We start from the raw sequence: 24,906 nt of genomic DNA, 5'->3' as shown, positions 1-24,906 counted from the left end.
GTTGCAGAAAGCACTCTACCTGGCAACTCTGGAAGCGACGAAAAAATGGACGATGCCGATCCGGAACTGGGGACAGGTGTACGGCGAATTATCGGTCATGTACGAAGACCGATTAGCCGATTAAGAACACCTGCGAACAAAATGAAAGGGCGGGATAATCCCCCGCCCGTAATTGACATGCCACAAATCATGTCGTATATAATAAGCAGCCGCCTGACAGCCTGAGAGCAGCACTTCACTGGTCTGTCAGGCATAAATCTTATCACAGGAAATCCTATTTACAGAAATTTTTGCATACTCTCTTTCTAGATTGAGGGTTAATTTTGGAGGAAGTTCACAGTGATCAAACTCTCCCCAACTGCTGAATTTGCATCTGGCTTTTTCCATTTTTCTCACCTCCTTTCTGTCAAGGGGGCTTGAAACTTGGTCTCTTCCTTTCCGCTAATAAAGCGATTGCAGGGACCTGTTTTGCGCAGGTTGCTGGAATCTTTATCAAAAAATTTTGCATATAATTTGTGGCAAACAAAAAACGCACAGACAGGGTTTCCCTGAAAGTACGTTTTGAAATACCTCATCCAATCTGAATGAGTAATAAGATTCTTTTGGTGATAAAGTTAGTGATCGATGCTTGGAAGTATTTTTATGATAGAATCTCCTTTAGTGCGGTAAAGACACACAAATATATTGGCACCCGATTTATATAAATCCATCAGGTTGAAATAAGTGGAATTTGAATCCGAAATACTATGTTCTTCTGCCCTACGGTGGCGTTGATTCCAATTCCCATCGCGGATAAAAGGGTTTTGCTGATGTACAATCCTAGGCCAAGGTGGCCATTCTCATTGTTTTTGTCACCCGTAAAGAAACGATCGAAGATATGCTCTGCCTGTTCTTGCGTAATGTGGCATCCATCATTTTCAATACGCAGGATCAGAGAAGCGTTTTCTCTTATGCTGCTTACAGAAAAGTGATTCTCCGCATATCGATAAGCATTATTTAAGATATTTTGTAGGGCTCTGTCCATCTGTATCGGATCAATCTTCATGGAACATGGCTCGTCCTGCGAGACATGATTTTGCAAGACAGCAGGGATATTCCGGACAGCACATTCCGATGCGATTTCTTCGATCCAGGAATGGCACCAACTGTAACAGGCAACCATCTGAAGATGAAGAGGCACCTCCTGATCGGTGAGATAACTAAACTGTAATTGCGAAGATAAATTTGTCAAGAGATCCAGTTTACTCTTCATGATTCGATAGTATCGCCGTTCCTCCTCTTTACTGTCCGCCACTCCATCTTGCAGCGCTTCCAGATAGGCGGAAATGGAGGAGATCGGAGTTCGCATATCATGCGAGATGTTCGAGATAAACTGACGTCTTTCCTGCTCAAATCGAAGTTGTTCCTGTTCTTTTTCAAGCAGTGCTTTGCGCATTTCATCAAACGACCGGATGAAATTTCCAAGTTCGTCGTCATAATTAGAATGAATTGGCTGGGTCAGATCTCCCGCCGATATTCGTTTGGTGCTTTCGGATACTTGCTTAATCGGCTGAATCATCCGTTTTTTCAAAAACAAGGCCGTATAGACAAGAATTAAAGCGAGCGGAATACACAACAGCAGAAAAAACATGGTTACTGTTGTGAACTGGGCAAAAAAAGCCAGTGCCAGGAAGGGAATCAGTGCCAGGAGAACCGATATAAAGAGCAGCCTGTGTATAATACTATTTTTCATCTGATTTCTCCATCAAATCGATAACCGACACCTCGCACGGTAGTGATATGGCTGTCATCTCCCAGTTTTTCCCGGAGTTTCTGCACATGGACGGCCACTGTATTTGTATCGCCATACTGATCAAAGCCCCACACCTGTTCGTACAGATGATCCTTTGAGAATACCTGTTTTGGGTGTTCCATAAAGAAAAGAAACAAGTCAAATTCTTTTGCCGTAAGTTCTATATTTAATCCATTCCTTCTGATTTCACGAGACAGAGGATTCAGAGAAAGACTGCCGATGATACGAGGTTTTTTCTCCTTGATCTCTGTTTCATATTGGATCCGTCTAAACAGCGTTTCCACCCGGACGACCAATTCCTTGAGAGAAAACGGCTTTGTGATATAGTCGTCTGCGCCTAACTTCAATCCAAGAACGCGGTCAAACTCAGATTCCTTTGCACTGATAATGATGACGGGAATCGTTGAAACTCTTCTTAACTGACTCAGGATTTCCAGACCATCCACCTCTGGCAGCATGAGATCAAGGATGAGCATGGAGGGAAGATGCTCTTTCAGATAGTCCTGTGCCATTCTTCCATTGCCAATGGTGGTTACGGCATAACCCTCTTTTTCCAGGTACTTTTCAATCATTTCTGCAAGATCTGTTTCATCTTCTACAATCAGAATTTCTTTCTCGTTCATGAAGGCCTCCTTTCAGGTATACAGATCTTTTTTGCAGAATACTCTGGTAGCAAGCAACAACAGAAATACAGCAATCAGCAGGATAATACTCACAGGAAAGAGCATACCCGTCCGTGCCGGGCTGTTGTAAAAACTATTGATCCAATACGTAGGTACAAAAGAGGCTATGATCGAGATGTTCTCCAATATCATCATCAGAATGATCGCGCCAAACACAACACCTGCTGTGATTGCTTCATTTTCTGTCAACGTGATCACCGCTGCCGCAAGACATACGATAACAAATATACCGGACAATGCGCCAACGATCGGAAATAGGATTCCTGAGATCAGATCCACTCCGGCATCATTGTAAAGGAGACATCCTGCCAAGTCTTTCGTAAGAAAAAATATCAGAAAGGCAAATACACAGTAAACTGTTGCAATCAATACCTTTGCTCCCAGATAAATGCCCCTGCTTTGAGAAAGAGGAAGAACGGCCTTCATTGTCTTATCGTGATAGTCTTCTGAAAAGATGCCGCAAATCACATATCCGCAGACAAACCAGAAAATGATCCGAAAGATGCCGCCGTCTGTCACGATGATGGACGTCAAAGGTGCCTTTGCCACCACGGAGCGGATCAAAATACCGAAACTGCTCAGCAGGGAGAGCAGCAAGATCATCCGATAGATACTTTGGAACTTCAATTTTTGTAATTCAAACTTTAATTGTGCATGCATATCATCATTCTACCTTTCTTACACAGACAGATCTTCATGCCTAAAAACATAATATCCGGCGAAACTACAGGCAAGGCAATAAGCCAGGATCACGATGGCACTTCGCAGATTGTACACAGCACTCATTTCGAAAATATCCTGATGGAAAAAGAGCATCTGATGAACTAAAACATATGGTCGGATGGAAGGCAAAACCTCTGCATATTGGCCAATCAGTAGGATTACGATGCCTACAGCCGCGCAGTCAATCAGGCGGGGCAGGAATTCGGACAGCAGCATCATCAGCATGCCAAACGCAAAATATGCGAACGCAAAGGCAACCCCGGACAGAAACGTGATCCCCACTCCAGTCAGCCCGCTTGTCACAATATCGCCAAAAACAAGCGTTCCATGCCAGCCAAAGAACAGCATCCCGACAAGATACCCCACTGTGATCTGAATCAAGGTAAGCAGCATAGAGAAGAATGCTATGGACAGAATCTTGCTGATATAGTATTGCAATCTGCTCACCGGTCTTAACAGGATCAGCTTGATAGTACTCTGCGTTCGTTCCTGCCTGGTGATCTGCGCGACATAAATTGCGATAAATGTTCCCGTGAAGAGGATTCCCGCCTGCAGATGCTGGATGGGAAACGATTGGGCGCTTGCCTCTGTCAGCACAGAACCATCACTCCCGTACAACTGAAAGAAGATGACCGAAATGATATAGCTGATGAAATATATGATAACATAAATCAAAGTGCTCTTTGATGTCAGCATGCGTCTGCCTTCAAAGGCGAGGAGGGTACGAATCTTCTTCATGCGAGCCTCCTCCCCATACATGCAAAATATACATCCTCCATATTCGACACTTTATATTGATTCAGTAAATCCGTGACATAGCCCGATTCGATTTGCTGTCCCTTATGGATGATTTCAACCCGGTTGCAAATATCCTGTATCTCCCGGAGCATATGACTGGAAATCAGAAACGTAATCCCCTGGGCAGACAATCCCTGTACCATATCCTTTAACTCCGTCAGGCCGATCGGATCCAATCCATTTGTTGGTTCGTCCAGAATGATCAGGGACGGATTGCAAAGAAGTGCATTGGCGAATCCCAGCCGCTGTTTCATTCCCAGGGAGAATGTCTTCACTTTCTGATTCTTTGCATTTTCCAGATTTACCATTTGCAGCACTTCCATCATCCTGGATTCGGGTACGTGCTGGTCTGACAACCTCGCACTGAGCCGTAGGTTCTGAAGTGCCGTCATAGATAGGTAAAAGGTGGGATTTTCGATGATGCTTCCTACCTGAGAGAGTGCTGCTCGTGTGTCTGTTCTGATCGAGTGTCCATGGATCAGAACATCGCCGGATGTTGGGAAAATAAGGTGTGTCATCATACGGAGCGTCGTGGTCTTCCCAGCCCCATTCTCTCCCAAAAACCCACAAATATCCCCCTTCTCAAGACTGAAATTCAGATGATCGACAAGTATCATCCGATCAACCTTTTTAGTGAGTTCGCTGACTTCTAATACAGTTTCTTTGTTTGGCTGCATAAACTTACCTCCATCTCTGTTGTCAGGAGAAGAATAGCATCAGAACTTAAACGCTCCATATGTGTACCTTAAAGTTTTGATAAAATATCATAGTGGATTTTACAAAGCCGCGGGAATATGCCAAACTGATATAAATCCTGTTGTTAACAAGTAGACCTCTCTGCACCTGTGAGGATATAATAAGTCTATATATCTATGTTCTTTCTCAGATGTTAAGACAGTTTTTCTCTGCCTCGTTTGCCCCTTGCAAAAACACCAATCTATGAACTTCCTGCAAAAAAGACAGAGGGGAAATCACTGTTTCGTGATTTCAGGAAAATTCAGAGGATTTGGACTTGCTTTGCCTGACTTTTAAGGAGGAACTGCTTTATGAAGAAACGATTATTAAAATGGCTGCTGGGAATCCTGATCGCACTTGTCGTGATCGTGACAATTGACATGATGGTTTGCATTCATCAATATGGAAAAGGGAAAGTTACTCCCTGGCAGGTGGCGGAAGTCAATCTTTTCCGTGAGGTAGTTGTGCTGGAAGAACAGAATCAGGAAGCGCTGTTTCTGACGGATCATGACTGGACCGGTGATGAGCTTTTAAAGCTTGGATGCAGGGAGACAGACCGCATGGGGAGTATGGGCTATTATACCACGCCGGACGGAACAGAGTTTCGTGTCAATGACAGGAGTGAATGGTGCTCCTTCTTTCGGCTACATGACATAGAAGGCATTACGCTGGAACAGCTGGGTCTGCATCCATGAACCGCAGAACCTGTTCTGTAAAAAATTCACGCAAAAGGGGAGAGAAGCAAATGGAAATGAAAACGGAACAGAGCAAAAGCAGCAAGCGAACTAATGCATTCGTTAAATTACTGGTTTTCCTAGTTGCAGTTCTGATTATCGGGAATATCGTGCTTTGGATCGCGTCTGACTACGGGAAACATCCTTATCTCTTCTTCCTGAAGGACCTGATCGCGTGGATCACTGGGATTAACCCTCTTCTCATCCTCCTTCTTCTGTGGATTAGCCGCCGTCACAGCCTTGCCTGCCGTCTGGGGCAGAACAGTCCTGAAGAAGTGAAAGAAGCGGCTTCGGAGAAGGCGCGCATATCCCGAATGGAGCTCCTCACCATGTTCGCGGGGCTATCCCTGCTGTTTTTTGTAATCTTTTCCGGACCCATGACGCTGCTGGATCTTCCGTATCTCGGCAATCCGCCGAAAACCCGAATCAGCGCTCCACATCTTGAAGTTTATGAAGGCATCCCTTTTGAGGGCCTGACATCCTCACAGACGAAACTGGAAGGCAAGGACGCCGAAAGACAGACCATCCGGCTGATCATCAGTGAATATGCCGAAGGTTGTTCCGTAAAACGGAAACGAGGACACTCCTGTGAGAGTGTGCTATATGCCGCACAGAAAGTTCCTCCTGTATTTTAAGGATCTGTGACACACGGATAAGTATGTCAGAAAGAGCATAAACTGATCAAGAATTTTCATGACTATGATACTATCTATAACGGTCGGTGCTGCAGATGCCAGTAAGGCTCGGTTCTTTATCTGATTATTGAACAGTCGCTTTCCCGGTTACGGTATTAAAAGGTATATTCTTTCGTTTATCACAGAGCTTCCATTCTGGATGCCGCCAGTACCAGTAGTTTACGGAAGTGCTCGCATTGTATGACAGCTCGGACTGCACCCAGCGTCCTACACCTCCCGCTTTTTCTTCGTCTAACAGCCTGTTGATTTCTTCAGCAGGCAGTTCCTCAACCCCCATATCCATTGGCAGGTTCAATTCTGTGAGCTTCTGGAGAAGGATGGCATATTTTTGATCAGAGATTGACTGCTCCACATAGATACATAAGGCATTTTTGTGATAATGGTACAGGTGCCTCTTAAAGTCTTCATATCTCCCTGGTTTCCCGGCAAATTCACTGTACAGATCCATATTGATGTCGTAGAGTTCATCGCTGACATCCTCTACAATCCCTTCCACTTCTGCCGTAAGTTCATCCCTGTACAAAACAAACGGAAAAGAGTCGCAGATGACCTTTCTGTTTTTATCTGCATAGCCGTCAAAGCCTTTTCCATCGGATGTCTTTCCTGCAAACTGCGTCACGGACCGGACGGTTTTGCAGAGCAAAACGGACGCGGAGCGGAGCGAGCGGACACCTTAACCTTATGATCTAAAAAGCCATTCTCCTATACTGATGATAACCATCAATAGTGGTGGGAATTCATTTTATAGGAGGTAGGCTATGTTGGACTACAAGGCCATTCTAACCAAGTGATACGTACTACGACTTTCGCTCCGTGAGATCGCGGAGCAGACTGGAGCGGGAAAGTCAGGAGTACATGATTTTCTGAAAGCATTCGAAAAGTGTGATGAACTGGACTTCCCACTCCCACCCGGGATCACGAACGCCGGAATCGCTATGAAGGTGTATGGCAAGGTGCCAGGTGAAGGCGGCCGGGACGAAAGTTACGAATATCCTGATTACCAGCAGGTTTTGAAGCTCATGAACGAGAGAAAAAACATGACGCTTTAGGTATGCTGGGACCGGTATGTCAAGCGCTGCAAGACCGATGGGAAGAAGCCTTGCCAGTACCGGCAGTTCTGCGAGTTCTTCGGCAAGTGGTGTGAAGAGAACTACGAAACAGCGCACTTTACAGCTGTGATTGCCCAGACAATGGAAGTCGACTTCGCAGGTAAGACATTTGACCTCATCAACCGCCTTACCGGCGAGATCACACCAATCGTCGTGTTTGTTGCTATCCTTCCGTATTCCCAATACATCTACGCTGAGGGTATGGAATCCACGAAGGAGATGCAGTGGATCGAGGTCAATAACAACGCGCTGGAAGCTTTTGGCGGCGTTCCCGCTATTGTTGTTTGCGATAACTGCAAACAGGCCGTGATCGCAAATAAGGACTGGATACAGCCGGAGCTGAATCAGGACCATGCTGAATGGGCGGAGCACAACCACACGGTGATCCTTCCCGCTAAGGTCTGGAAACCTCGTTTCAAATCTTCCGTGGAAAACGCAGTTGGCATTCTCGAGAAGGGGTTCTTCCACGATCTGGAGGAACGCAGGTATTTCTCACTTGAGCAGTTCAACAAAGACCTCTGGGAGAAGCTGGAAGAACTGAATGACGATCCCTTTAAGAAGAAAGAGCATTGCCGCTCCTACTATTGGGCAGAAGAAAAGGAAGACCTGATGACGCTCCCCTCCACGCGATACCACTACATGGAGAGGGCTACGGCAAAGGTATCAAGCGACTTCCACGTACGCTTTGACAATGCTCATTATAGCGTAGACAAAGCATATCTGCACAAAAAAGTCGTCATTCGTGCCACTGCATCCGTTGTCAAGATCTTCAGTTTCGAAGGCGAGCTGATCATTGAATGGCCCAGAGCCACCTACAGGGGTGAATGGAAAACGGACTCCAACCGCCTGCCGAAGAATTACGAAGATTTCTCGGAATGGAACAGCACCTACTTTATTCGGAAAGCTTCAACTGTTGGAAGCAATACAACAGAGGTGATCAAGCGCATCCAAAAAAGCCGGAAGCTGGAGGTCCAGACCTACAGGCTCTGTGTTGGCGTTCTTGGCTTCACAAAGAAGTACAGCCGCTTAGCTCTGGAGGAATGCTGCAGGCGCGCTCTCGCTGCCGAGATAACAACATACACCTATATCAAAAACACTATCGGTGCGGTAGCCGAAGAGCTTGGAACTGAAGGCTACAACACCGAAAAGAATAAGAAGCGGAACGAAGGCTCCTACATCATGGACAGCAGTTACTCCGACATAGAAAAACTGCTGAATCGCAGCCGTATTCTCGCGGATCAGTCCGGAAAGGAGGCGCAGCGATGAATACAGGAACAAAGGAGCTGAAGTCGATCCTGGAAGAACTGGATGAGCTAAGACTGCCCCATATGTCTGCAGAGCTTGAAACTCTCTATAAGCAACCGGCTTTTGTTAATACAGGCCGTCTGGAACTGATCAGTGCCATCATTCACGCCGAATACATCGTAACGGTTACAAACCGCTATACATCGCGCTTAAAGAAGGCAAAGCTGAAGGGCAGCGACAGTTGCCTTGACCAGTGTGTTGATTCCAAAGAACGCCAGTACCAGCCGCTGGATATCGTCCAGACACTTTCGTCGCTGGATTTTGTACGGAACGGCATGAACCTTTGTATCTTCGGGGCTTCTGACAGCGGAAAAACTTATCTTGCAAGAGCGCTTGTCGCCGAAGCATGCAGGGAGTACCGTGTAGGCTACTATCACTGCGAGGAACTGGCAAGTGAGTTGGCTGCCATTCGAAAGATTGATTTCAAGCAGTACCAGAAGAAGGTAAAGGCGATCATCAACCTTGATCTTGTGATCCTGGACGACTTTCTTCTGCATCCGATTACAGAAGATGATGAAGTCAAGGCTCTGTATGATGTCCTGGAAAAGCGGAATGAATTGTCAAGGAGCTGTATCATCTGCTCACAGCGTGAGCCAAAGGCATGGCCTTCTATGTTGATGGAGGATGAGGTCTCATCCAACTCGCTGCTCAAGCGAGTGACGAAACATTACATCGTTATGATTGAACGGAAAGTAACTGATTAAAGTGCTGTCCGTTGTCGCCGCCGAGTGTCCGCTGACAAACGCACCGGTGTCCGCTCGGCGGTGCAAAATGCATTTCCTGAGAAGGTATAGATATCATTTGTTAATTTCGCTCCGTCAAGACCATTTTCGTCAATATAATCGCGGAAAGCGGTCTGATCAGCGCCGCTCACAGGGGCAAAATTGATGATCTGCAAGTCTTCTATCCCATATTTTTGCTCGATCTGCTTTTTTATCATCCATCTTGAGAGGACTCTTGTCGTCCGACAAAATATGCCAGCCCCCAGAAAAGCCATCCCCACCAGGATACAGATGAAAGGTATCCTTTTTTGCTTTTTAAGAGCCATGCAAATCCCTCCCTATAAAGTCAAGTCATTTTCCCTTAAAAATTAAGGATTTTTCAGTGTTATACCTCTGCTGAATGAGCCGGAAGGATGGGCATCTCAGAGTATCTGGTACGAGAACAGAGGTGTTTTGGGTATACAAATCAGAACGTCGCTTGTTCCGATATTCATGACCGTTGTATATCCCTTCCCTCTATGGCAGCGCACCTCTCGTATCTACCAAGATCACCTTCGGTTTCCCGCGGGTCCTCGTTTCCTTCGTTCCGCCTGCCCATAACCAGGGTGTCAGCTTAGCTCCTTTACAGGGTCGTGCCCTATGGACAAAATTCCTGCCGACTACTGGCTCATTCTTTGTTGTTTGCTGACTCCAGTTCCCGCTTACCAGCACCTTTCGTCGGACGTTTCCCTGATGAGCTTCTTCTTTCGTCACTCCCCATAAGGGAGTCGGCCGCCTGCTTGTGACCGGAACCGGATCGCTGATATCGGATCAGATGCCCGGCTCTGGCCGCAAGCAGTAGTTACTCTGTTTCTTTGGTGACGTTCAGGCTGCCACCGGTCTCTGGATATCGCCCATCAGCTTCGCTGCGTCATAGGTAGCTTCCGTCTGAAGGATCAGATAGAACACCCTGATCAGCTTGCACGCCACCGCAATCAGCGACTGCATCTTCTTCAGAGGATTCTTCTCCCTTGTCGTGTAGTACTGATGGATTGACCGGAATTCAGGACTGTGGCTCACCACGCTGACAGCCGCCTCATACAGCACGTATCTCAGCCGCTTCTTGCCGCGGTAGCTGATGTGGCTCTCGCCCTTGTGCTTGCCGGATTCATTCTTTACGATGGCATATCCAGCTAGCTTCTGGATCTGCCTGGGGTCATCGAAACGCGTAATGTCCCCGACTTCCGCCACAAACCCGATCACCGTTTTCAAACCTACGCCTCTGATTTCCAGAAGAATGTCCACGTATGAAACGAAGAATAATTGCGCCAGATACATAATGTTGTCAGATGAACTGAAAGATCTAATGGCTCAGTATGCCGATAAAATTTTTTATGCACTGGAAGAAACAGAATATATTTTCACAACCGCAAATGGGAAAAGGCTGTCCGGTGATGTAATTTACGAACTTCATCGCAAGTTCATGAGCAGTGCTGGAATTCCGTATATAGGTAACGGCAATGGACCTCGCATCCATGACTGGCGTCATACTTTTGCGGTCAAATCCTTTAAGCAGCTGGTTGACAATGGCGTTGATCTGTATGTGGCATTGTCAGTTCTCTCAACTTACCTCGGGCACAAGACAATATATGCTACCGAGAAATATCTTCGTTTGACAGTCAGTATCTATCCATGCATTAAGGAGAAATGGAAAGCCAACATAGATGATATATTTGGAAAGGGGGTCACTTATGAAGAGGACTGATTTTGCCGTCTTTCTGAATAAATATCTAACGGATTATCTGGTAAATACCCGGGGAAGTACAGAAAAAACAATTGATTCATATCGCTATGCTTTTATCTTCCTTCTGGAGTACTATTCAGATGTCCTGAAGATTCCTGCAAAAAAAATATGCCTGACAGACCTGACTTACGAAAACATCTCCGGGTTTTATAAATGGCTGCAGGAATATATGCATAATGGAATATCAACAAGAAACCAACGCCAGGCAGCCATAAACAGTTTTATTCGTTTTGTGATATACGAAAGGCCGGAGTATCTCACAGAATTCCAGCGTATACTGGGAATACCCAAAAAGAAAGTGCCTCAGAAAGAAATATCATATTTTAAGGCAGACGGCATTAAGTTGTTGATGGATCAAATTTCAACAAACGATGTGAAAGGGTTAAGAGACTATGCGATACTGATGCTTATGCATACCACAGGTGTCAGGGTTACTGAACTCATCACCATCAAGGTAAAAGATCTGTCACTTTCTTCACCTTGCACTCTGCTGGTATACGGAAAAGGGCAAAAAAGCCGATTCGTACCATTAAACAGCAAGGTGGTTCCCATAATCAAGAAATATCTGAAGGCTATGCGCTATGACAATCCGGCACGATCAGATGACTGGCTGTTCATTAATCACATGTGTAATCCGTTCACACGGTAGGGCATCTGTTATCTAGTCCGTAAATATGCGGAGAAGGCTCATGCTGTAGATGCCTCATTAATACCAGCAGATATGAGTCCTCATAAGATACGGCATTCTGCAGCTATGGGGGTTAGTATCTGCGGGTGTAGATCTGATATATATACGAGATCTACTCGGACATGTCAGTGTAAAGACAACAGAGGTGTATGCGAGGGCAGATGCAAAAATGAAGAGGGAAGCCATTGAAGCAGCCAGCAAAGAACTCGTGCCAAAAGAAAATGCCCTATGGGAAAGCAATACTTCTTTGAAACAGTGGTTGAAGGAATTCTGTAAAGTGGCAACATAACGCAACTGCCTGAATGTTATGTAAAGAAATTTGATGTCATCCCCTTTTGAGGATTACCTATTGACAATATACAGAAGGACCTTGTACATACCGGGCCTGTTCTTATAGCAGGTTACCAGGTTCCTTGCTTTCAGGCATTCCGCGAGCTTGGGCCAGTGTTCATCCCGGTAAAGGTTTGCCTGATGTAATATGAAGTGGGTTTCATGGCCTGTGTTACACCTTCCAGCTCGGTATGTTGCAGAGACACGGATCGGCTCCGTAACGCCCCTCCAGATACTGCTTATCATAGGCGGCGGTATTATTTGATCGGGTCGTTATTCCCCTTGCACAGTTCAGAGAGGGAATAGACTTCGCTGCTGTTATCCTCATCAAACGAAGCAAACCAGATCTCATCCCTACGAAGATGCTGTTCTTCATCATGGATACATCGTGGGACGTAAACAAAAGCTGCCTCCTTTCCGGCTGATCGCCAGATTTGTGAACAGACGGATTACATATCGGAGAAGCATTGGATGAAACCTGTCATCCAGTTCATCTATGATCAAAAGACGACCTTCCTTCAGAGTTATCAGGATGACGGGCAAGGCGGCAAACAGCTTCCGCTTTCCATCGGATTCACTGGAAAACGTCAGTTCATAGAGCTTGCTATGCAGGGTTCTCTGGAGATAAAACTCACTGCTCTGTTGGTCGAACCGGTATCCGCTGATTCCAATTCCCATGTCATTCATCATGGTGAGGAAATGCTTCCTCGATATCCCATCCTCTGACAGCAGGATCTGCTGTTCCGCCAGCGGATTTGCGTAATTATGGATGGTGCATTCCTCAAACTAGGTGTTAACCGCTACAATTACCGGAATGAAAAAATTGATCGCTAGGAAGGAAAGAAGGGCCATGATTATTGTGACAATTCAATGAATAAGGGTTGACAGATAGCAATACTTATATTACACTCCAATTGTGGAGGATCATGCAATGTCAAATCCATATGAAGAATTATCGGAAAAACTTTTTTTTTCTAAAGAGGCTGCGGAATATTTGGGAATCTCTACGCAGAGACTAAATAAGCTTGTGCAGGATGGAAAATTGCAACCTTTGAAAAGATCCTCGTCCGCAACCATATTCCATATTGATGAGCTAAACAAGCGCAGAAAGGAACTTGCGATCTTTACAACGATTAGTCAGGAAGGAGGGAAAGGCATGTTCAGGATTGATACAAGAGTAAAACAAGAAGCTCTGAATTTTTCGACTCTCATGAATGTTTTAAACCGAACAGAGCATTCTCTTGAACCAGACTTTGATGAGTTTGCAAAGGTGCACGACGTGACGGCTCCTATGTCCAGCTCAGATATTGTTGATAGATACTCTCAAACGTTTGGTGTGGAAAAATGGCGTCTTCTTGGTGCATATGAAAAAGCAAAGGCGGCCTTTCAGACTTTACGTGAAACTGATGAGATAATTAAGAGAGGCAGCAACGACTATCCGCCGCTCCTAATGCAAACAGAGCAGGCGCCAAGGTTTCTTTATATCAGAGGTAGAATATCATTGCTTTTTGAAAAGAGAACGGTGGCATTGGTCGGTTCTCGACAGGCATCTTCAAAAGCATGCGATAATACTACACGCCTTGCAAAGATACTGGGAGAAAATGGAATAACAGTTATTTCTGGTCTGGCAAAGGGAATTGATGTGGCAGGCCACAGTTCCGCGCTTAAATACGGGTTTAATACAATTGCGGTAATTGGAACAAATCTAAACCAGTATTACCCAAGAGAAAATGAGAGCGTACAGCGGGAAATCGAGAAAAGGGGTCTGGTAGTAAGCCAATTTTCTCCAGCAAATAAGACGGAAAGATGGTTTTTCCCACTTCGTAACGGCGTGATGAGCGGTCTTTCCTTGGCAACGGTAATAATGGAAGCGGGGGAAACGTCTGGGGCATTGAAACAGGCAGACTTTGCATTAAAGCAAGGTCGCCAGATTTTGATTCCTGAATCAGCTTTAAATTTGCCAAATGTCACATGGCCTCGCAGATACGTTGAACGAGGAGCACAAGTTGTTCATAATTCGGCAGAGATACTAAAAGCACTTTCACAAAGCCATATATTTAAAGTTGAGAATGAGCCCGTGCAGCAAACAATGGCTGACTATCTGCGAGATCAAGAGAAGGGAAAGTATGAACAGGGCAGCCTTTTCGACTGGTTTGACCCCGTAACGGTGGGTGAATAGGATGTTCAGATGCATAAATGCTTTAAAGGGTATGATTATAGACATAGACAGTTTTTCGTCAGATCCTTTAGAAGGATGGAGCCCCTTTGTCCAAAAATATAAATGTGTTTTTCTGACCGCGCAAGACGAGATTGCAGTGAAAGTAAACTCACATTTTGGTGCCGGATCAGTACTGCAAATAAAAACTTATCAAAAGCCATTTGCGCCGAGCATTTCGATTCAAAGACAATGCATTCAAATGCTGGACCTGCTGCCCACAGAGGTTGTTTATGTTTCTCGAGACATTGAATTCATTAACAAAGCCATGGAATTCTTGTCAGGGACAATATGGATTACAAGGAGCATCAGCTATGAGGATGCAAGCAGAATTGCAGATATGGTGTCCAGGGATCTTCCGACCCTCAACGATGAGTTGAATAACGGGATAAAAGGATATATTGGAGAAACGGCGTTATATCCTGGGGAATTTCCAAGAGGCAGTATGCTTCCAACAGCTATTTTAGTGGACCAGAAAACTTATCCATTAATTCTGTTGGGAAGATATTTTGGATATGAACACTATATGTCGCAATTACATCCTTATTCAAGCGCGATTTATTTAAACAAGCAAAAAGGCAGAAAATATTACGGCATATTTGATGAAATGTTTTATAAGCTTTACTTAGGGGCTTTACAGAACCTTCTGCGCACTACGAGGATTGACGGGATTTGCAGTGTACCTCCCAGAGCCGGAAACGCGAACCGCTTTTCTGGTATTTTACGAAAATTATCAGAAACAACAAGGATAAAAAACCATGATGGATTGTTAATCTGCAATCATTCATATCCATCGCAGAAATCTCTGTCGCAAAGAGAGCGGGAAGATAACATCAAGGGAGTATTTCAGGCTACAGAAGCCCTTAATGGGGAGACAATTGTTCTTCTCGATGATATCGCCAGTACAGGGTCGACTTTGCGTGAATGTGTACGGGTGCTAAAAAACAAAGGGGCAGGCAAGATTATTATCGTCGTGCTTGCAGTCAATCAAATTCACGAATCATACTGGTCTTCTATTCCTGCCCAGGTAAGCTGCCCCAGATGTGGTGAAAGAATGCATCTTCTTGTGAATAGCAAAAATCGTCATTTTTTTTATAGTTGCTATAACTGCCGCAGCCAAACCATGAATTTTGAGGAAGGCAGGAAACTTGTGGAAGCGCTTGTGAATAGCGAAACCGACCAAACTGACGACGATTTTAGTTTCTAGAAAGGTGAGCCATCATAGTATTGCATGAACAAGACATTGTTATGTAATTTGGATTTACTCCGTCGAAAATTCGGAGGACTTTCGGAAGATCAAAATAAAGCTATTGAGGAGTTCAGAGATACCTTCCTGAGAATGCTTGATGGCTTTCTTGATAGGCAGAAAAATCAGGTGATCTTTTTTAGCAGAGATCAGAATAGTTTAAATAATGCGCAAGAGGCCTTTGATTCTGCACATCCACTGTATGGATATTCAACCCGCGAACAGGTAAAGAACCTACTGCAAGAAGGCGAAAACTCAGAGTATCTTATTGTCAGCAACAAGGATGTCGATTTCCAAATGGCCGTTCGCTTTAGAGTTTTACTTGTTATCCCTCTATGGATTCCGCATGAGGACAGGGCAGAACACTATGGGATTACTGTTGATCTGCCGGAACAGCTCTTCCAGTTTGTGCAGGTTCTGAACAATCATAATTTCTGGTATTCAACATGTCTCATAGATGAGCATTCTGTCGTATTATCACTTATGGATGCCCGTTATAAAAAGTACGCTTGGACCACGAATGAGCAAGCGATGATGCAAAATTTTGAACACCTATTGAAACAAGGAAGGAGCAGGAGTTATTACAAAATACTCTTGTATCATTTCCTTTCAGGAATGACTAATACAGATCTGTTTGATGACATTGAACTGTTTGGAATGATTCCTTCTTCCGATTGTACTTTAAATCCTGATATGTTTGATTTTATGCAGCAGATAAGATATATAAAAGGTAAACGGCTGCCACACAACAAAATGCAATGTGATAATCTGTTAATCCGAGCCTTTCCTAAAGAAAAGGCACACGAAACAGACAGCAGCATCAGGGCACAAAAAGGTCCCGAGGTTGAGTTCTCAACATTATATCTTAATGAGGAGTTTGCCGATAAAATACAACGGCTTAGGAAGGCGGGACGTTTCAATGTCTGCATTTTCGATGATTATATGACATTTGGAAACTCCTTCAACGCCGTAAGAAATATCCTTACTCATCTTGGCGCCAACAAAATAGTTTTTGTTTCCCTTGGTAATTTTGGCAGACCTTTTGAACGTTGGGATTATGATATCCAAGGAAATGTTTTTGATATTGGCTATAATTACCGATTGATTTCAAAAACACAACTTCAACTAGATTATAATTATCGGGCAAAAGAAGAGGTTGCTGCATTGTATGAAATCTACAATGGCGAGTAGTGATGAGGGTGAAAAGGATGCTTGTAAGTCATGTAGCAACAAACACACAATCCATCACTTGATGATATAAAACAGGAAAGTGACCATCAAACTATTCTCAACGTCTTGCTACGGGCGGCAAACAGAACGGCAAAAAAACATGCTGATATTAGCCATCACGGGACGGTACGAGATGGACTTTCTACTCGTGAAGAAGTCAGCACTAGAGCGGATTTTCTGGTATTTCCTTTCACTCTGCAATATCGATCCGGGTAAACTCCTAAGTGTGAGGTCGGAGGTTCAAATCCTCTCGGGGACGCTGAAAATTCCGCGGAAAATCAAGGTTTTTTGGTTTTCCGTTTTTTGTATCTCTCTATAAAATTCCCTTGATTTCTGTTAGCCAGCTAACACCGCAAGCCAGGATTTCGTCCGCACCCCTGTTTTCTGGAACAGAACAAATGGTGACACTGCGCTGCAAAAATAATGCTATGCGGAGCGTGATTGACAAATTTGGCGATCATATTCGAGTAAATATCATGGATGATGAGCATTTTACAGCGCAGGTGCAGGTGCAAACCAGCCAGACATTTTATGGCTGGGTATTTACCTTTGCCGGAGAGATTGAGATTATGGAACCGGGAAGTGTACAGAAAGAATATCTGGCGATGGCAAAGAAAGCGTCAGGACAGGGATAACCTGTCTGTGTTTATCACACTGAAACCTCAAATTTTACGTTAATAGAAATGCGGCTAAATTAGCCGTTTTACGCATTCACCCATGCTACAGTATACTGCAACCAGAAAAATATAATTTCCCGCGCCTTTCGTGCTGTTGAACCTTGACAATAGGGGATGTCGTCGTCTCCTGTGGCCACTTGCTCCTGAAAAAAGGTTATCAGCTGAAGATCTTCAATACGATCAACTTCAAAAAGAGCATGAAATACAATCCCTTTGCCTATACCCACTCGGAGAAAGACATCCTGAAGCTGGTCACAACGCTGATGGTCAATACAAAGGGAGAAGGGAATGCCGGAGATCCGTTCTGGGAGAAGGCGGAAAAACTGCTCTATACGGCGCTGATCGCCTATATCCACTATGAAGCGCCGGAGGAAGAGCAGAACTTTGCCACTCTGCTGGAATTTCTGAATGCAATGGAGGTCCGGGACGGATGACGAGGAGTTCAAAAATCCGGTGGACTTGATGTTTGAGGCGTTGGAGAAGAAAAAGCCCGGGTGTTTTGCCGGGAGGCAGTACCGTCTTTTCAAACTGGCGGCCGGCAAGACCATGAAAAGTATCCTGATCTCCTGCGGCGCCAGGCTGGCTCCCTTCGACATCTAGGAACTCAGAGACATCACGGCTTATGACGAACTGGAACTGGATACGCTGGGGGACCGGAAAACAGCGTTATTTCTGATCATGTCGGATACCGATGCCACTTTCAACTTTTTGCTCTCCATGATCTATACTCAGCTTTTCAACCTGCTTTGTGAAAAGGCGGACGATGTGTATGGCGGCAGGCTTCCGGTGCATGTGCGGTGCCTCATTGATGAGGCGGCCAATATCGGACAGATCCCGAACCTGGAGAAGCTGGTGGCAACGATCCGAAGCCGGGAGATCTCCGCCTGCCTCGTGCTGCAGGCGCAGTCGCAGCTGAAGGCGATCTATAAGGATAACGCGGATACCATCATCGGCAACATGGATTCCCGCCTGTTTCTGGGCGGCACAGAGCCTACTACGCTGAAAGACCTAAATCAGGCGCTTGGCAAGGAAACGATCGACACCTACAACACTGGAGAAAGCAGGGGCAGGGAACAGTCCCATTCGCTGAATTATCAGAAATTAGGTCACGATCTCTTATCCGTGGATGAGCTGCAGGTGCTAAGCGGCAGCAAATGCAACCTACAGCTGCGCGGCGTAAGACCGTTTTTATCAGATAAGTATGATCTGACCCGGCACCTGAATTACCGGTACACGGCGGATTATGACAAGAAATACGCTTTTGATATCGAGAAATACCTCAATCATCGGCTGAAACTGAAAGCCAATGAACGGTTTGATGTTGTGGATGCCGGATAGCGTGCAGAAAAGCGCGGAACAGGGTATCCGTTTTGCTACGGAAGAATACACCGGCAGTCAAGACTGATATGAAAGAAACAAAACGTATACAGAGGGCATTTATGCGAATGAGGATACGATCTCCCACTTATTGAGGAGAAAACAGGCGACAACTGAATAAGGAAGGATTATCGAGGGCGGCTTTTGGTGCCAGAATTGGAGTAAGTGGTGACACGATAAACAATCTTGAAAGAGGCAGATCAGAGTTTCGAAACACTTTTATTAAGCTGATTTGTAGCGAATTTTTTGTAAACGAAAATTGGCTCAGGACAGGCGAAGGAGAGATGTACTCAAGGTCAAAAACTATTGCGCTAGATTTCTTCGGCAAAGAGTACAATGCGTCATCTCTTGACATCCGTATCATGAAAGCTTATTTTTCGGCAGAACCAAACATAAGACATCAATTCGTAGAGCAGTTTTTAAAATACATAAAGGAAGAGTCGAAAGAAACAGAGCCAAAAAAGTCCCCGACATGTCACAGGATGAGATTCATGACAAAGCTATGGAAATAGCGTTTGAGACAGAAAGACAACTTTCTATGGAAAAGAAACCAATGGAAGGATCCTCTGCTTCCGCTACCACGCAAGCCGGATGAAAAAGGAAACATCGAAAAAAAGCAATAAAAAGGAGCCGCTGTGAAATGCGGCTCCTTCCTTTACACAAAAATGAAGGCGGGATTATGCAGACAAAAGCTGTTATATATGCCAGATATTCGTCATCTAACCAAAACGAGCAATCCATAGAAGGGCAGTTGCGTGATAATTATGCATGGGCAAAGCAGAAAGACATCCTTGTTATAGGTGAATATATTGATAGAGCGATATCTGGGACAAAAGACAAGCGCCCAGAATTCCAACGCCTCATCTCTGATGCGAGCACGAGAAAATTCCAGCTTGTAATCGTTTGGAAGCTGGATCGATTCGCTAGAAACCGATATGATAGCGCGATTTATAAGGCAAAGCTGAAGAAATATGGAGTAAAAGTAGTGTCTGTCATGGAGAATATCACAGACAGCCCAGAGGGCATCATTCTGGAAGGCCTTTTGGAATCCATGGCAGAATATTATTCCGCCAATCTCTCAGAAAACACTAAGCGGGGCAAACGTGAAACGGCATTAAAAGGCCATTGGAACGGTGGTCACCTGCCGTATGGGTACAAGGTAGAGAAAGGAAAACTGGTGCCAGATGAAAAAACGGCACCCATTGTACGCTACCTTTTTGAACAATATGCTTCAGGAAGAGCAAAGGCAGATCTTATCCGTGAGATGGAGTCGAAGGGGATAAAATCCCCAAATGGGAACCTGCTAACGTATGGAAGCTTTAATTCTGTCCTGAGAAACCCTGTATATATCGGAAAAGGTACGTTTAAAGGGGAGATTGTTGAGGGGATGGCTGTCCCGCTAGTTGACGAAGAAACATTTAAAAAAGTACAGGCGCAGATTAAACTTCGATCCAGGGCTCCTGCTGCCCGAAAAGCAAAAGTCGAGTACCTTTTAAGCGGGAAACTATATTGCGGAACATGTGGAGAAGCTATGGTCGGAGTATCCGGAACATCGAAAAGTAAAATGATTTATCATTATTATCGATGTTCACACAGGAAACATCCCTACAGGTGTCCAAAGAAAAATGAGAAGAAGGAAGACCTCGAACAGTTTGTGGTCAATAAGACACTAGAGTATATTTTAGAGCCGGATCAAATTGAGTATATCTCAGAAAGAGTTGTACGGGAGTACAAGAAGAATTTCTCCGAAGTTCAAATACATGAATTGGAATCTAGGCTGAAAAAAATTGAGGGAGAACTTGACCGGCTTGTGGATACTCTTTCGGACGCTCCTAAATCCGTACATGGGAGAATTTATGCCCATATAGAGAATCTGGAAGTGCAGCGAGCCGATACGCAAGAAGATCTCTCAAAAATGAAAGTCGCTGCGGGTATAGGATTGTCGAAAGAAGAAGTGTCTGCCTGGCTGTACAAGTTTACAACAGGAGATATTAATGATGATAAATTCTGTCACAATATCATTGATACGTTTATAAACTCAGTTTATGTATATGACAATCATGTAGTTATTTTCTATAACATTCGCAGCGGGATGAATGTAGAAAAAAAAGAGATGGCCGTCTCTGATATGATATCAGAGGCGGCCATGAAGGCAAATAAATGTTCGTGTTTGCCTTTAAAAACGTGCGCGACAGGATTCGAACCCGCGACCTTCTGGTCCGTAGCCAGACGCTCTATCCAGCTGAGCTACGCACACATTTCGTGACAACAAAGTGTATACTACTGCTGGAAGCGCTGAATGTCAAGTACTTTTTTGTCAACTGATCAGTTCGACAATTGCATGTACAGCTTCCGCTTCATCTTCACCATCGGCCGTGACCTGAAGCTGCGGTGCATTCTGGCTTGCGAGAGCCATGACACCCATAATGCTCTTTGCATTGACATGCTTGTCGTTCACTTCGAATGTGATCACGCTCTTAAACGCACATGCCGTCTGAACAATCTGCGGAATGACTTCCCCGATCCCGTCTTCACGAGTTTTGCTGATTTTCTGACTAACCATGTAACACACCCCTTTGCCTGTACTTTCCTTTGCCGGATACCCCAGCGACGTTTCCGCTGAAGCCTTTCAAAATACTAACATAAGAAATTAAGAGCGTCAATTACAGAACTGCTCAAATAAAAAGGAGCTGTTTAAACATTTATGGAAAGTATGTATAAACAGATGTACATTCTGGGAGCAAAGCTAAAGGAAGATTAAATAAATAATGAGGCTGGAAAAGGCGGGTGAACAGGGCGGAGACCCATCCTTGCAAGGAAGAAATTCGAATGATATACTGAACTCCGTGTTTATCTGCCTGATGGCTGTGAGGAGAAATCAGTCTTCAGACAGCAGACATTACTGGAGGACTATGGCAGTGGAGGGGCTGTTCTCATGAAGAAAGTCGAAGATTATGTAAGAACCATACCAGATTTCCCGAAAAAGGGGATCATGTTCCGCGATATTACATCCGTTCTGCAGGATGCAGATGGTCTTCATCTGGCGATTGACGAGATGCAGAAGCTGTGCGGCGATCCTGACGAATACGATGTGGTGGTTGGGTTGGAATCGAGAGGTTTTCTCTTCGGGATGCCGATTGCCTATAACCAGCACAAGCCATTTGTTCTGGTCCGCAAGAAAGGGAAGCTGCCCTGCGAGACGATTGAACAGACATATGATCTGGAGTATGGCCAGGCAACCATCGAGATCCATAAGGATGCAATCAAGCCGGGACAGCGTGTTGTGATCGTGGATGACCTGATTGCGACAGGCGGTACAGTGGCGGCTGCGATCAAGCTGATCGAGCGGCTTGGCGGAAAGGTTGACCGGTGTGTATTCCTGATGGAACTTGCCGGTTTAAATGGCCGGAAGAACCTTGAGGGTTACGATGTGGAGTCCGTGATCCGGTATGCTGGTGCCTGAGGAACCTGACAGCTTCCAGGACGCGGAGAGCGGGGAATACAGGCATCAGTAATGGCAGGTGAAGAAGCCTGAGGTGTATATGGCGGAAGAGAAGATGAAAGTGGCAGTTTCGGGAGAGACGCCGGAAGGACAGAAAGAGAAGGTCGTGGTCCCGCTGGGGCTTGGAGACCGGAAGATGACACAGCCCGCGGGCCTTTCTGCGCCTTCAGAGACCGACGATGACCGGATGCTGATCCGCCAGGCAGATGCCAGACCGAAGACGATGGAAGACTTCACCAGTCCGGACGATCTGTACAGGGAACTGATCGCAAGTATCCGCAAGTACCATCCCTCTGATGACATCACGCTGGTGGAAAAGGCGTTCCACGTGGCGGATGAGGCCCACAGGAATCAGAAGCGGAAGTCAGGGGAGCCGTATATCATTCATCCGCTCTGTGTGGCGATCATCCTTGCCGATCTGGAACTGGACAAGGAGACGATCGCAGCCGGACTTCTGCATGACGTTGTGGAAGACACGATCATGACACTCGACGAGCTCCGCAAGGAGTTTGGAGAGGAGGTTGCACTTCTGGTCGATGGCGTCACAAAGCTGGGGCAGCTGTCCTACTCGGCTGACAAGCTGGAGATGCAGGCCGAGAATCTCCGGAAGATGTTTCTGGCCATGGCCAAGGATATTCGGGTCATTCTGATCAAACTGGCGGACCGTCTTCACAATATGCGGACGCTTCAGTACATGAAGCCCGAAAAACAGAAGGAAAAAGCCAGAGAAACACTGGATATCTACTCTCCGATTGCACAGCGCCTCGGTATCAGCAAGGTGAAGGTCGAGCTGGATGACCTGTCCCTGAAGTACCTGGAGCCGGATGTCTACTATGACTTGGTGGAGAAGGTTGCGCTGAAGCGCTCTGAGCGGCAGGCCTTCGTCAACGGAATCGTGAAGGATGTTTCCGCGAAGATGAAGGAAGCCGGCATCAAGGCGGAGGTGTACGGCCGCGCAAAGCATTTCTTCTCCATCTATAAGAAGATGGTGAACCAGAATAAAACCATCGACCAGATTTATGATCTGTTTGCAGTCCGAATCATTGTGGACACTGTCCCGGACTGCTATGCGGCACTCGGGATCATACATGAGATGTACAAGCCGGTTCCGGGCCGGTTCAAGGACTACATCGCGATGCCGAAGGAGAACATGTATCAGTCGCTCCATACGACGCTGATCGCACCGAACGGTTCTCCGTTTGAGATCCAGATCCGGACGGTCGATATGCATCGTGTTGCTGAATATGGTATCGCGGCACACTGGAAGTATAAGGAAGCCTCCGACGGCAGGAAGACCTCTCCGCAGCAGGAAGAGGAGAAGATGAACTGGCTGCGCCAGATTCTCGAATGGCAGCAGGAGTCGGACAACAAGGAATTTTTGTCGCTGCTCAAGAGTGATCTGAATCTCTTCAATGAGAACGTCTACTGCTTCACGCCCGCAGGGGATGTTAAGACGCTGCCAAATGGATCGACACCCATCGATTTTGCCTACAGCATCCATTCTGCGGTTGGAAACCGGATGGTTGGTGCGAGAGTCAATGGCAAGCTGGTGACGATCGATTATGTGATCCAGAATGGAGACCGGATCGAGATTATCACGTCTGCCAATTCGAAGGGGCCGAGCCGTGACTGGCTTTCAATTGTAAAAAGCACGCAGGCAAAGAACAAAATCAACCAGTGGTTCAAGCAGGAACGCAAGGAAGACAATATCCAGCGCGGGAAGGAAGCGCTTCAGAACTATTGCAGGGCGAAGGGACTGAACTACTCGGAGCTGACAAAGCCTGATTATACGGAAGCAGCGACCTCCAAGTATGGGTTCCGCGACTGGGATTCTGTTCTGGCGGCTGTCGGTCACGGCGGACTGAAGGAAGGACAGATTGTCAACAAGCTTCAGGAGTGCTATGCAAAGGATCACAGCAATCAGGTGACAGATGCCGATATCCTCAACGGCAGCAGCCAGAAGGAACCCGGGAAGGTGACGAGGTCCAAAAGCGGAATCATCGTTCATGGGATTGATGATGTGTCTGTCAGGCTCTCCAAGTGCTGCAGTCCGGTTCCGGGAGATGAGATTGTCGGGTTCATCACGCGCGGGCGCGGTATTACTATTCACCGGACAGACTGCGTCAATGTTGTCAATCTGCCGCAGTCTGAGCGATCCAGGCTGATCAATGTCGAGTGGGCGGACGATGCAAGAACCGGAGACGGAAACAAGCTGTACATGGCGGAAATCCGAATCTTCGCGCACAACCGGACAGGCCTTCTGGTTGACATCACAAAGATTCTGACGGAGCGGAAGATCGATGTACAGGGGGTGTCCTCCCGGACAAACAGGCAGGGGCTTGCAACGATCACCTATGAGTTTCAGGTTCCCGGAAAGGCAGCGCTTCGTGAACTCATTGAGAAGATCAGACAGGTGGATTCAGTGATCGACATCGAGCGCGCAACCGGCTGAGACAAGAGATTGGATGATGGCAGGATAACAGGGCGCCCGCAGATGCGGACGTCCTTTTTGATATCTGCAGAGAACATGTCCGGAAACGTCTGTCAGGAGGCTTCAGCAGG

Annotated in this window: 23 protein-coding genes, 1 tRNA gene and 4 pseudogenes; 16 read left to right on the top strand and 12 right to left on the bottom strand. The window is 45.9% G+C overall.

Translation table 11 applies throughout. From position 1 onward, the window contains the following. Positions 1-124 (top strand): annotated as a pseudogene (locus tag FYJ35_RS15170) (IS256 family transposase); the annotation flags it as partial. A 122-nt stretch (positions 125-246) separates the two neighbouring features. On the opposite strand, the gene FYJ35_RS04920 reads toward FYJ35_RS15170, so the two are convergent. From FYJ35_RS04920 to FYJ35_RS04895, 6 genes are all read right to left on the bottom strand, one after another. Then, complete coding sequence (locus FYJ35_RS04920; protein WP_154523974.1) at positions 247-387, bottom strand: hypothetical protein; 141 nt, start codon at positions 385-387, stop codon at positions 247-249. A 322-nt stretch (positions 388-709) separates the two neighbouring features. Beyond that, positions 710-1,732: a HAMP domain-containing sensor histidine kinase gene (locus FYJ35_RS04915; protein WP_154523971.1), complete on the bottom strand. Its 1,023-nt coding sequence runs from the start codon at positions 1,730-1,732 to the stop codon at positions 710-712. Next, complete coding sequence (locus tag FYJ35_RS04910) at positions 1,729-2,415, bottom strand: response regulator transcription factor (protein WP_154523968.1); 687 nt, start codon at positions 2,413-2,415, stop codon at positions 1,729-1,731. Before FYJ35_RS04910 ends, FYJ35_RS04915 begins: the two co-directional genes overlap by 4 nt. Positions 2,416-2,427: 12 nt before the next feature. Further along, on the bottom strand, positions 2,428-3,135 hold the full coding sequence (locus FYJ35_RS04905; RefSeq protein WP_154523965.1) for a hypothetical protein: 708 nt from the start codon (positions 3,133-3,135) through the stop codon (positions 2,428-2,430). Between the two features lie 18 nt (positions 3,136-3,153). Then, positions 3,154-3,936, bottom strand: coding sequence for an ABC transporter permease (locus tag FYJ35_RS04900; protein WP_205839714.1), 783 nt, complete (start codon positions 3,934-3,936; stop codon positions 3,154-3,156). Then, positions 3,933-4,673 carry an ABC transporter ATP-binding protein gene (locus tag FYJ35_RS04895; RefSeq protein ID WP_154523959.1) on the bottom strand — a complete coding sequence of 247 codons (741 nt, stop codon included), beginning with the start codon at positions 4,671-4,673 and terminating at the stop codon, positions 3,933-3,935. The genes FYJ35_RS04900 and FYJ35_RS04895 overlap by 4 nt, the downstream gene beginning before the upstream one ends. A gap of 369 nt (positions 4,674-5,042) precedes the next feature. Between FYJ35_RS04895 and FYJ35_RS04890 the strand changes: the two genes are divergently transcribed. Together FYJ35_RS04890 and FYJ35_RS04885 are read left to right on the top strand one after the other, a co-directional pair. After that, complete coding sequence (locus FYJ35_RS04890) at positions 5,043-5,426, top strand: hypothetical protein (protein WP_154523956.1); 384 nt, start codon at positions 5,043-5,045, stop codon at positions 5,424-5,426. Positions 5,427-5,476: 50 nt separating this feature from the next. After that, positions 5,477-6,100: a hypothetical protein gene (locus tag FYJ35_RS04885; protein ID WP_154523953.1), complete on the top strand. Its 624-nt coding sequence runs from the start codon at positions 5,477-5,479 to the stop codon at positions 6,098-6,100. Between the two features lie 124 nt (positions 6,101-6,224). Here the strand turns inward: FYJ35_RS04885 and FYJ35_RS04880 are convergent, their stop codons facing one another. Next, entirely contained in the window at positions 6,225-6,779 is a 555-nt protein-coding gene (locus FYJ35_RS04880) for a hypothetical protein (RefSeq protein ID WP_154523950.1), read from the bottom strand. 571 nt (positions 6,780-7,350) lie between these two features. Between FYJ35_RS04880 and FYJ35_RS04875 the strand changes: the two genes are divergently transcribed. Together FYJ35_RS04875 and FYJ35_RS04870 are read left to right on the top strand one after the other, a co-directional pair. Next, complete coding sequence (locus FYJ35_RS04875; RefSeq protein ID WP_235906367.1) at positions 7,351-8,535, top strand: Mu transposase domain-containing protein; 1,185 nt, start codon at positions 7,351-7,353, stop codon at positions 8,533-8,535. Further along, entirely contained in the window at positions 8,532-9,278 is a 747-nt protein-coding gene (locus FYJ35_RS04870; protein WP_154523947.1) for an ATP-binding protein, read from the top strand. Before FYJ35_RS04875 ends, FYJ35_RS04870 begins: the two co-directional genes overlap by 4 nt. Here FYJ35_RS04870 and FYJ35_RS04865 read toward each other — a convergent pair. Together FYJ35_RS04865 and FYJ35_RS14605 are read right to left on the bottom strand one after the other, a co-directional pair. Continuing rightward, the gene (locus tag FYJ35_RS04865) at positions 9,275-9,622 is read right to left on the bottom strand and encodes a hypothetical protein (RefSeq protein WP_154523944.1); all 348 of its coding nucleotides are present in this window, start codon (positions 9,620-9,622) and stop codon (positions 9,275-9,277) included. The genes FYJ35_RS04870 and FYJ35_RS04865 overlap by 4 nt on opposite strands. A 538-nt stretch (positions 9,623-10,160) precedes the next feature. Beyond that, positions 10,161-10,589: pseudogene (locus FYJ35_RS14605) on the bottom strand (transposase); the annotation flags it as partial. Between FYJ35_RS14605 and FYJ35_RS04855 the strand changes: the two are divergent. Beyond that, the gene (locus tag FYJ35_RS04855; RefSeq protein ID WP_328597041.1) at positions 10,507-11,040 is read left to right on the top strand and encodes a tyrosine-type recombinase/integrase; all 534 of its coding nucleotides are present in this window, start codon (positions 10,507-10,509) and stop codon (positions 11,038-11,040) included. The pseudogene FYJ35_RS14605 and the gene FYJ35_RS04855 sit on opposite strands and share 83 nt — an antisense overlap. Continuing rightward, positions 11,027-11,728, top strand: coding sequence for a tyrosine-type recombinase/integrase (locus FYJ35_RS04850; protein WP_235906364.1), 702 nt, complete (start codon positions 11,027-11,029; stop codon positions 11,726-11,728). The genes FYJ35_RS04855 and FYJ35_RS04850 overlap by 14 nt, the downstream gene beginning before the upstream one ends. A 744-nt stretch (positions 11,729-12,472) precedes the next feature. Here FYJ35_RS04850 and FYJ35_RS15355 read toward each other — a convergent pair. Further along, positions 12,473-12,775: an AAA family ATPase gene (locus tag FYJ35_RS15355; protein WP_408634759.1), complete on the bottom strand. Its 303-nt coding sequence runs from the start codon at positions 12,773-12,775 to the stop codon at positions 12,473-12,475. Positions 12,776-13,028: 253 nt separating this feature from the next. Between FYJ35_RS15355 and FYJ35_RS04840 the strand changes: the two genes are divergently transcribed. From FYJ35_RS04840 to FYJ35_RS15345, 7 genes and pseudogenes are all read left to right on the top strand, one after another. After that, positions 13,029-14,276 carry a DNA-processing protein DprA gene (locus FYJ35_RS04840; protein ID WP_154523932.1) on the top strand — a complete coding sequence of 416 codons (1,248 nt, stop codon included), beginning with the start codon at positions 13,029-13,031 and terminating at the stop codon, positions 14,274-14,276. Between the two features lies 1 nt (position 14,277). Next, entirely contained in the window at positions 14,278-15,519 is a 1,242-nt protein-coding gene (locus FYJ35_RS04835; RefSeq protein ID WP_154523929.1) for a ComF family protein, read from the top strand. Between the two features lie 24 nt (positions 15,520-15,543). Next, on the top strand, positions 15,544-16,749 hold the full coding sequence (locus FYJ35_RS04830; RefSeq protein WP_154523926.1) for a hypothetical protein: 1,206 nt from the start codon (positions 15,544-15,546) through the stop codon (positions 16,747-16,749). Positions 16,750-17,186: 437 nt separating this feature from the next. Continuing rightward, positions 17,187-17,423, top strand: coding sequence for a WCX domain-containing protein (locus FYJ35_RS04825; RefSeq protein ID WP_154523923.1), 237 nt, complete (start codon positions 17,187-17,189; stop codon positions 17,421-17,423). Positions 17,424-17,602: 179 nt separating this feature from the next. Then, positions 17,603-18,803 (top strand): annotated as a pseudogene (locus tag FYJ35_RS14595) (VirD4-like conjugal transfer protein, CD1115 family); the annotation flags it as partial. A 152-nt stretch (positions 18,804-18,955) separates the two neighbouring features. Next, positions 18,956-19,354 (top strand): helix-turn-helix domain-containing protein, encoded by a 399-nt coding sequence (locus FYJ35_RS15350; protein WP_154524044.1) that lies wholly within the window; start codon positions 18,956-18,958, stop codon positions 19,352-19,354. Positions 19,355-19,482: 128 nt separating this feature from the next. Beyond that, positions 19,483-20,493: pseudogene (locus FYJ35_RS15345) on the top strand (recombinase family protein); the annotation flags it as partial. A 532-nt stretch (positions 20,494-21,025) separates the two neighbouring features. Here FYJ35_RS15345 and FYJ35_RS04795 read toward each other — a convergent pair. Both FYJ35_RS04795 and FYJ35_RS04790 read right to left on the bottom strand, forming a co-directional pair. Next, positions 21,026-21,099 (bottom strand) — tRNA-Arg (locus FYJ35_RS04795). A 60-nt stretch (positions 21,100-21,159) separates the two neighbouring features. After that, positions 21,160-21,405, bottom strand: coding sequence for an HPr family phosphocarrier protein (locus tag FYJ35_RS04790; RefSeq protein ID WP_154523918.1), 246 nt, complete (start codon positions 21,403-21,405; stop codon positions 21,160-21,162). Between the two features lie 372 nt (positions 21,406-21,777). On the opposite strand from FYJ35_RS04790, the gene FYJ35_RS04785 reads away from it, so the two are divergent. Then, positions 21,778-22,305, top strand: coding sequence for an adenine phosphoribosyltransferase (locus FYJ35_RS04785; protein ID WP_154523915.1), 528 nt, complete (start codon positions 21,778-21,780; stop codon positions 22,303-22,305). Between the two features lie 226 nt (positions 22,306-22,531). After that, complete coding sequence (locus FYJ35_RS04780) at positions 22,532-24,796, top strand: RelA/SpoT family protein (protein WP_235906373.1); 2,265 nt, start codon at positions 22,532-22,534, stop codon at positions 24,794-24,796. The last annotated feature ends 110 nt before the right edge of the window (positions 24,797-24,906 follow it).

This window comes from Porcincola intestinalis, assembly GCF_009696445.1.
Taxonomy (GTDB): domain Bacteria; phylum Bacillota; class Clostridia; order Lachnospirales; family Lachnospiraceae; genus Porcincola; species Porcincola intestinalis.
Note: the sequence above shows the minus strand (reverse complement) of the source record. Positions and strands in the feature narration are given on the sequence as shown.

What these genes read in the sequence shown, in the direction of transcription:
- FYJ35_RS04830 (WP_154523926.1), top strand. Translation starts at nt 15,544, where the DNA reads ATGAACAAGACATTGTTATGTAATTTGGATTTACTCCGTCGAAAATTC.
- FYJ35_RS04870 (WP_154523947.1), top strand. Translation starts at nt 8,532, where the DNA reads ATGAATACAGGAACAAAGGAGCTGAAGTCGATCCTGGAAGAACTGGAT.
- FYJ35_RS04780 (WP_235906373.1), top strand. Translation starts at nt 22,532, where the DNA reads ATGCTGATCCGCCAGGCAGATGCCAGACCGAAGACGATGGAAGACTTC.
- FYJ35_RS04785 (WP_154523915.1), top strand. Translation starts at nt 21,778, where the DNA reads ATGAAGAAAGTCGAAGATTATGTAAGAACCATACCAGATTTCCCGAAA.
- FYJ35_RS04825 (WP_154523923.1), top strand. Translation starts at nt 17,187, where the DNA reads ATGGTGACACTGCGCTGCAAAAATAATGCTATGCGGAGCGTGATTGAC.
- FYJ35_RS04835 (WP_154523929.1), top strand. Translation starts at nt 14,278, where the DNA reads ATGTTCAGATGCATAAATGCTTTAAAGGGTATGATTATAGACATAGAC.
- FYJ35_RS04790 (WP_154523918.1), bottom strand. Translation starts at nt 21,405, where the DNA reads ATGGTTAGTCAGAAAATCAGCAAAACTCGTGAAGACGGGATCGGGGAA.
- FYJ35_RS04865 (WP_154523944.1), bottom strand. Translation starts at nt 9,622, where the DNA reads ATGGCTCTTAAAAAGCAAAAAAGGATACCTTTCATCTGTATCCTGGTG.
- FYJ35_RS04850 (WP_235906364.1), top strand. Translation starts at nt 11,027, where the DNA reads ATGAAGAGGACTGATTTTGCCGTCTTTCTGAATAAATATCTAACGGAT.
- FYJ35_RS04875 (WP_235906367.1), top strand. Translation starts at nt 7,351, where the DNA reads ATGGAAGTCGACTTCGCAGGTAAGACATTTGACCTCATCAACCGCCTT.
- FYJ35_RS15355 (WP_408634759.1), bottom strand. Translation starts at nt 12,775, where the DNA reads ATGGGAATTGGAATCAGCGGATACCGGTTCGACCAACAGAGCAGTGAG.
- FYJ35_RS04915 (WP_154523971.1), bottom strand. Translation starts at nt 1,732, where the DNA reads ATGAAAAATAGTATTATACACAGGCTGCTCTTTATATCGGTTCTCCTG.
- FYJ35_RS04855 (WP_328597041.1), top strand. Translation starts at nt 10,507, where the DNA reads ATGTCCCCGACTTCCGCCACAAACCCGATCACCGTTTTCAAACCTACG.
- FYJ35_RS04910 (WP_154523968.1), bottom strand. Translation starts at nt 2,415, where the DNA reads ATGAACGAGAAAGAAATTCTGATTGTAGAAGATGAAACAGATCTTGCA.
- FYJ35_RS04885 (WP_154523953.1), top strand. Translation starts at nt 5,477, where the DNA reads ATGGAAATGAAAACGGAACAGAGCAAAAGCAGCAAGCGAACTAATGCA.
- FYJ35_RS04920 (WP_154523974.1), bottom strand. Translation starts at nt 387, where the DNA reads ATGGAAAAAGCCAGATGCAAATTCAGCAGTTGGGGAGAGTTTGATCAC.
- FYJ35_RS04900 (WP_205839714.1), bottom strand. Translation starts at nt 3,936, where the DNA reads ATGAAGAAGATTCGTACCCTCCTCGCCTTTGAAGGCAGACGCATGCTG.
- FYJ35_RS04890 (WP_154523956.1), top strand. Translation starts at nt 5,043, where the DNA reads ATGAAGAAACGATTATTAAAATGGCTGCTGGGAATCCTGATCGCACTT.
- FYJ35_RS04905 (WP_154523965.1), bottom strand. Translation starts at nt 3,135, where the DNA reads ATGCATGCACAATTAAAGTTTGAATTACAAAAATTGAAGTTCCAAAGT.
- FYJ35_RS04840 (WP_154523932.1), top strand. Translation starts at nt 13,029, where the DNA reads ATGTCAAATCCATATGAAGAATTATCGGAAAAACTTTTTTTTTCTAAA.
- FYJ35_RS04895 (WP_154523959.1), bottom strand. Translation starts at nt 4,673, where the DNA reads ATGCAGCCAAACAAAGAAACTGTATTAGAAGTCAGCGAACTCACTAAA.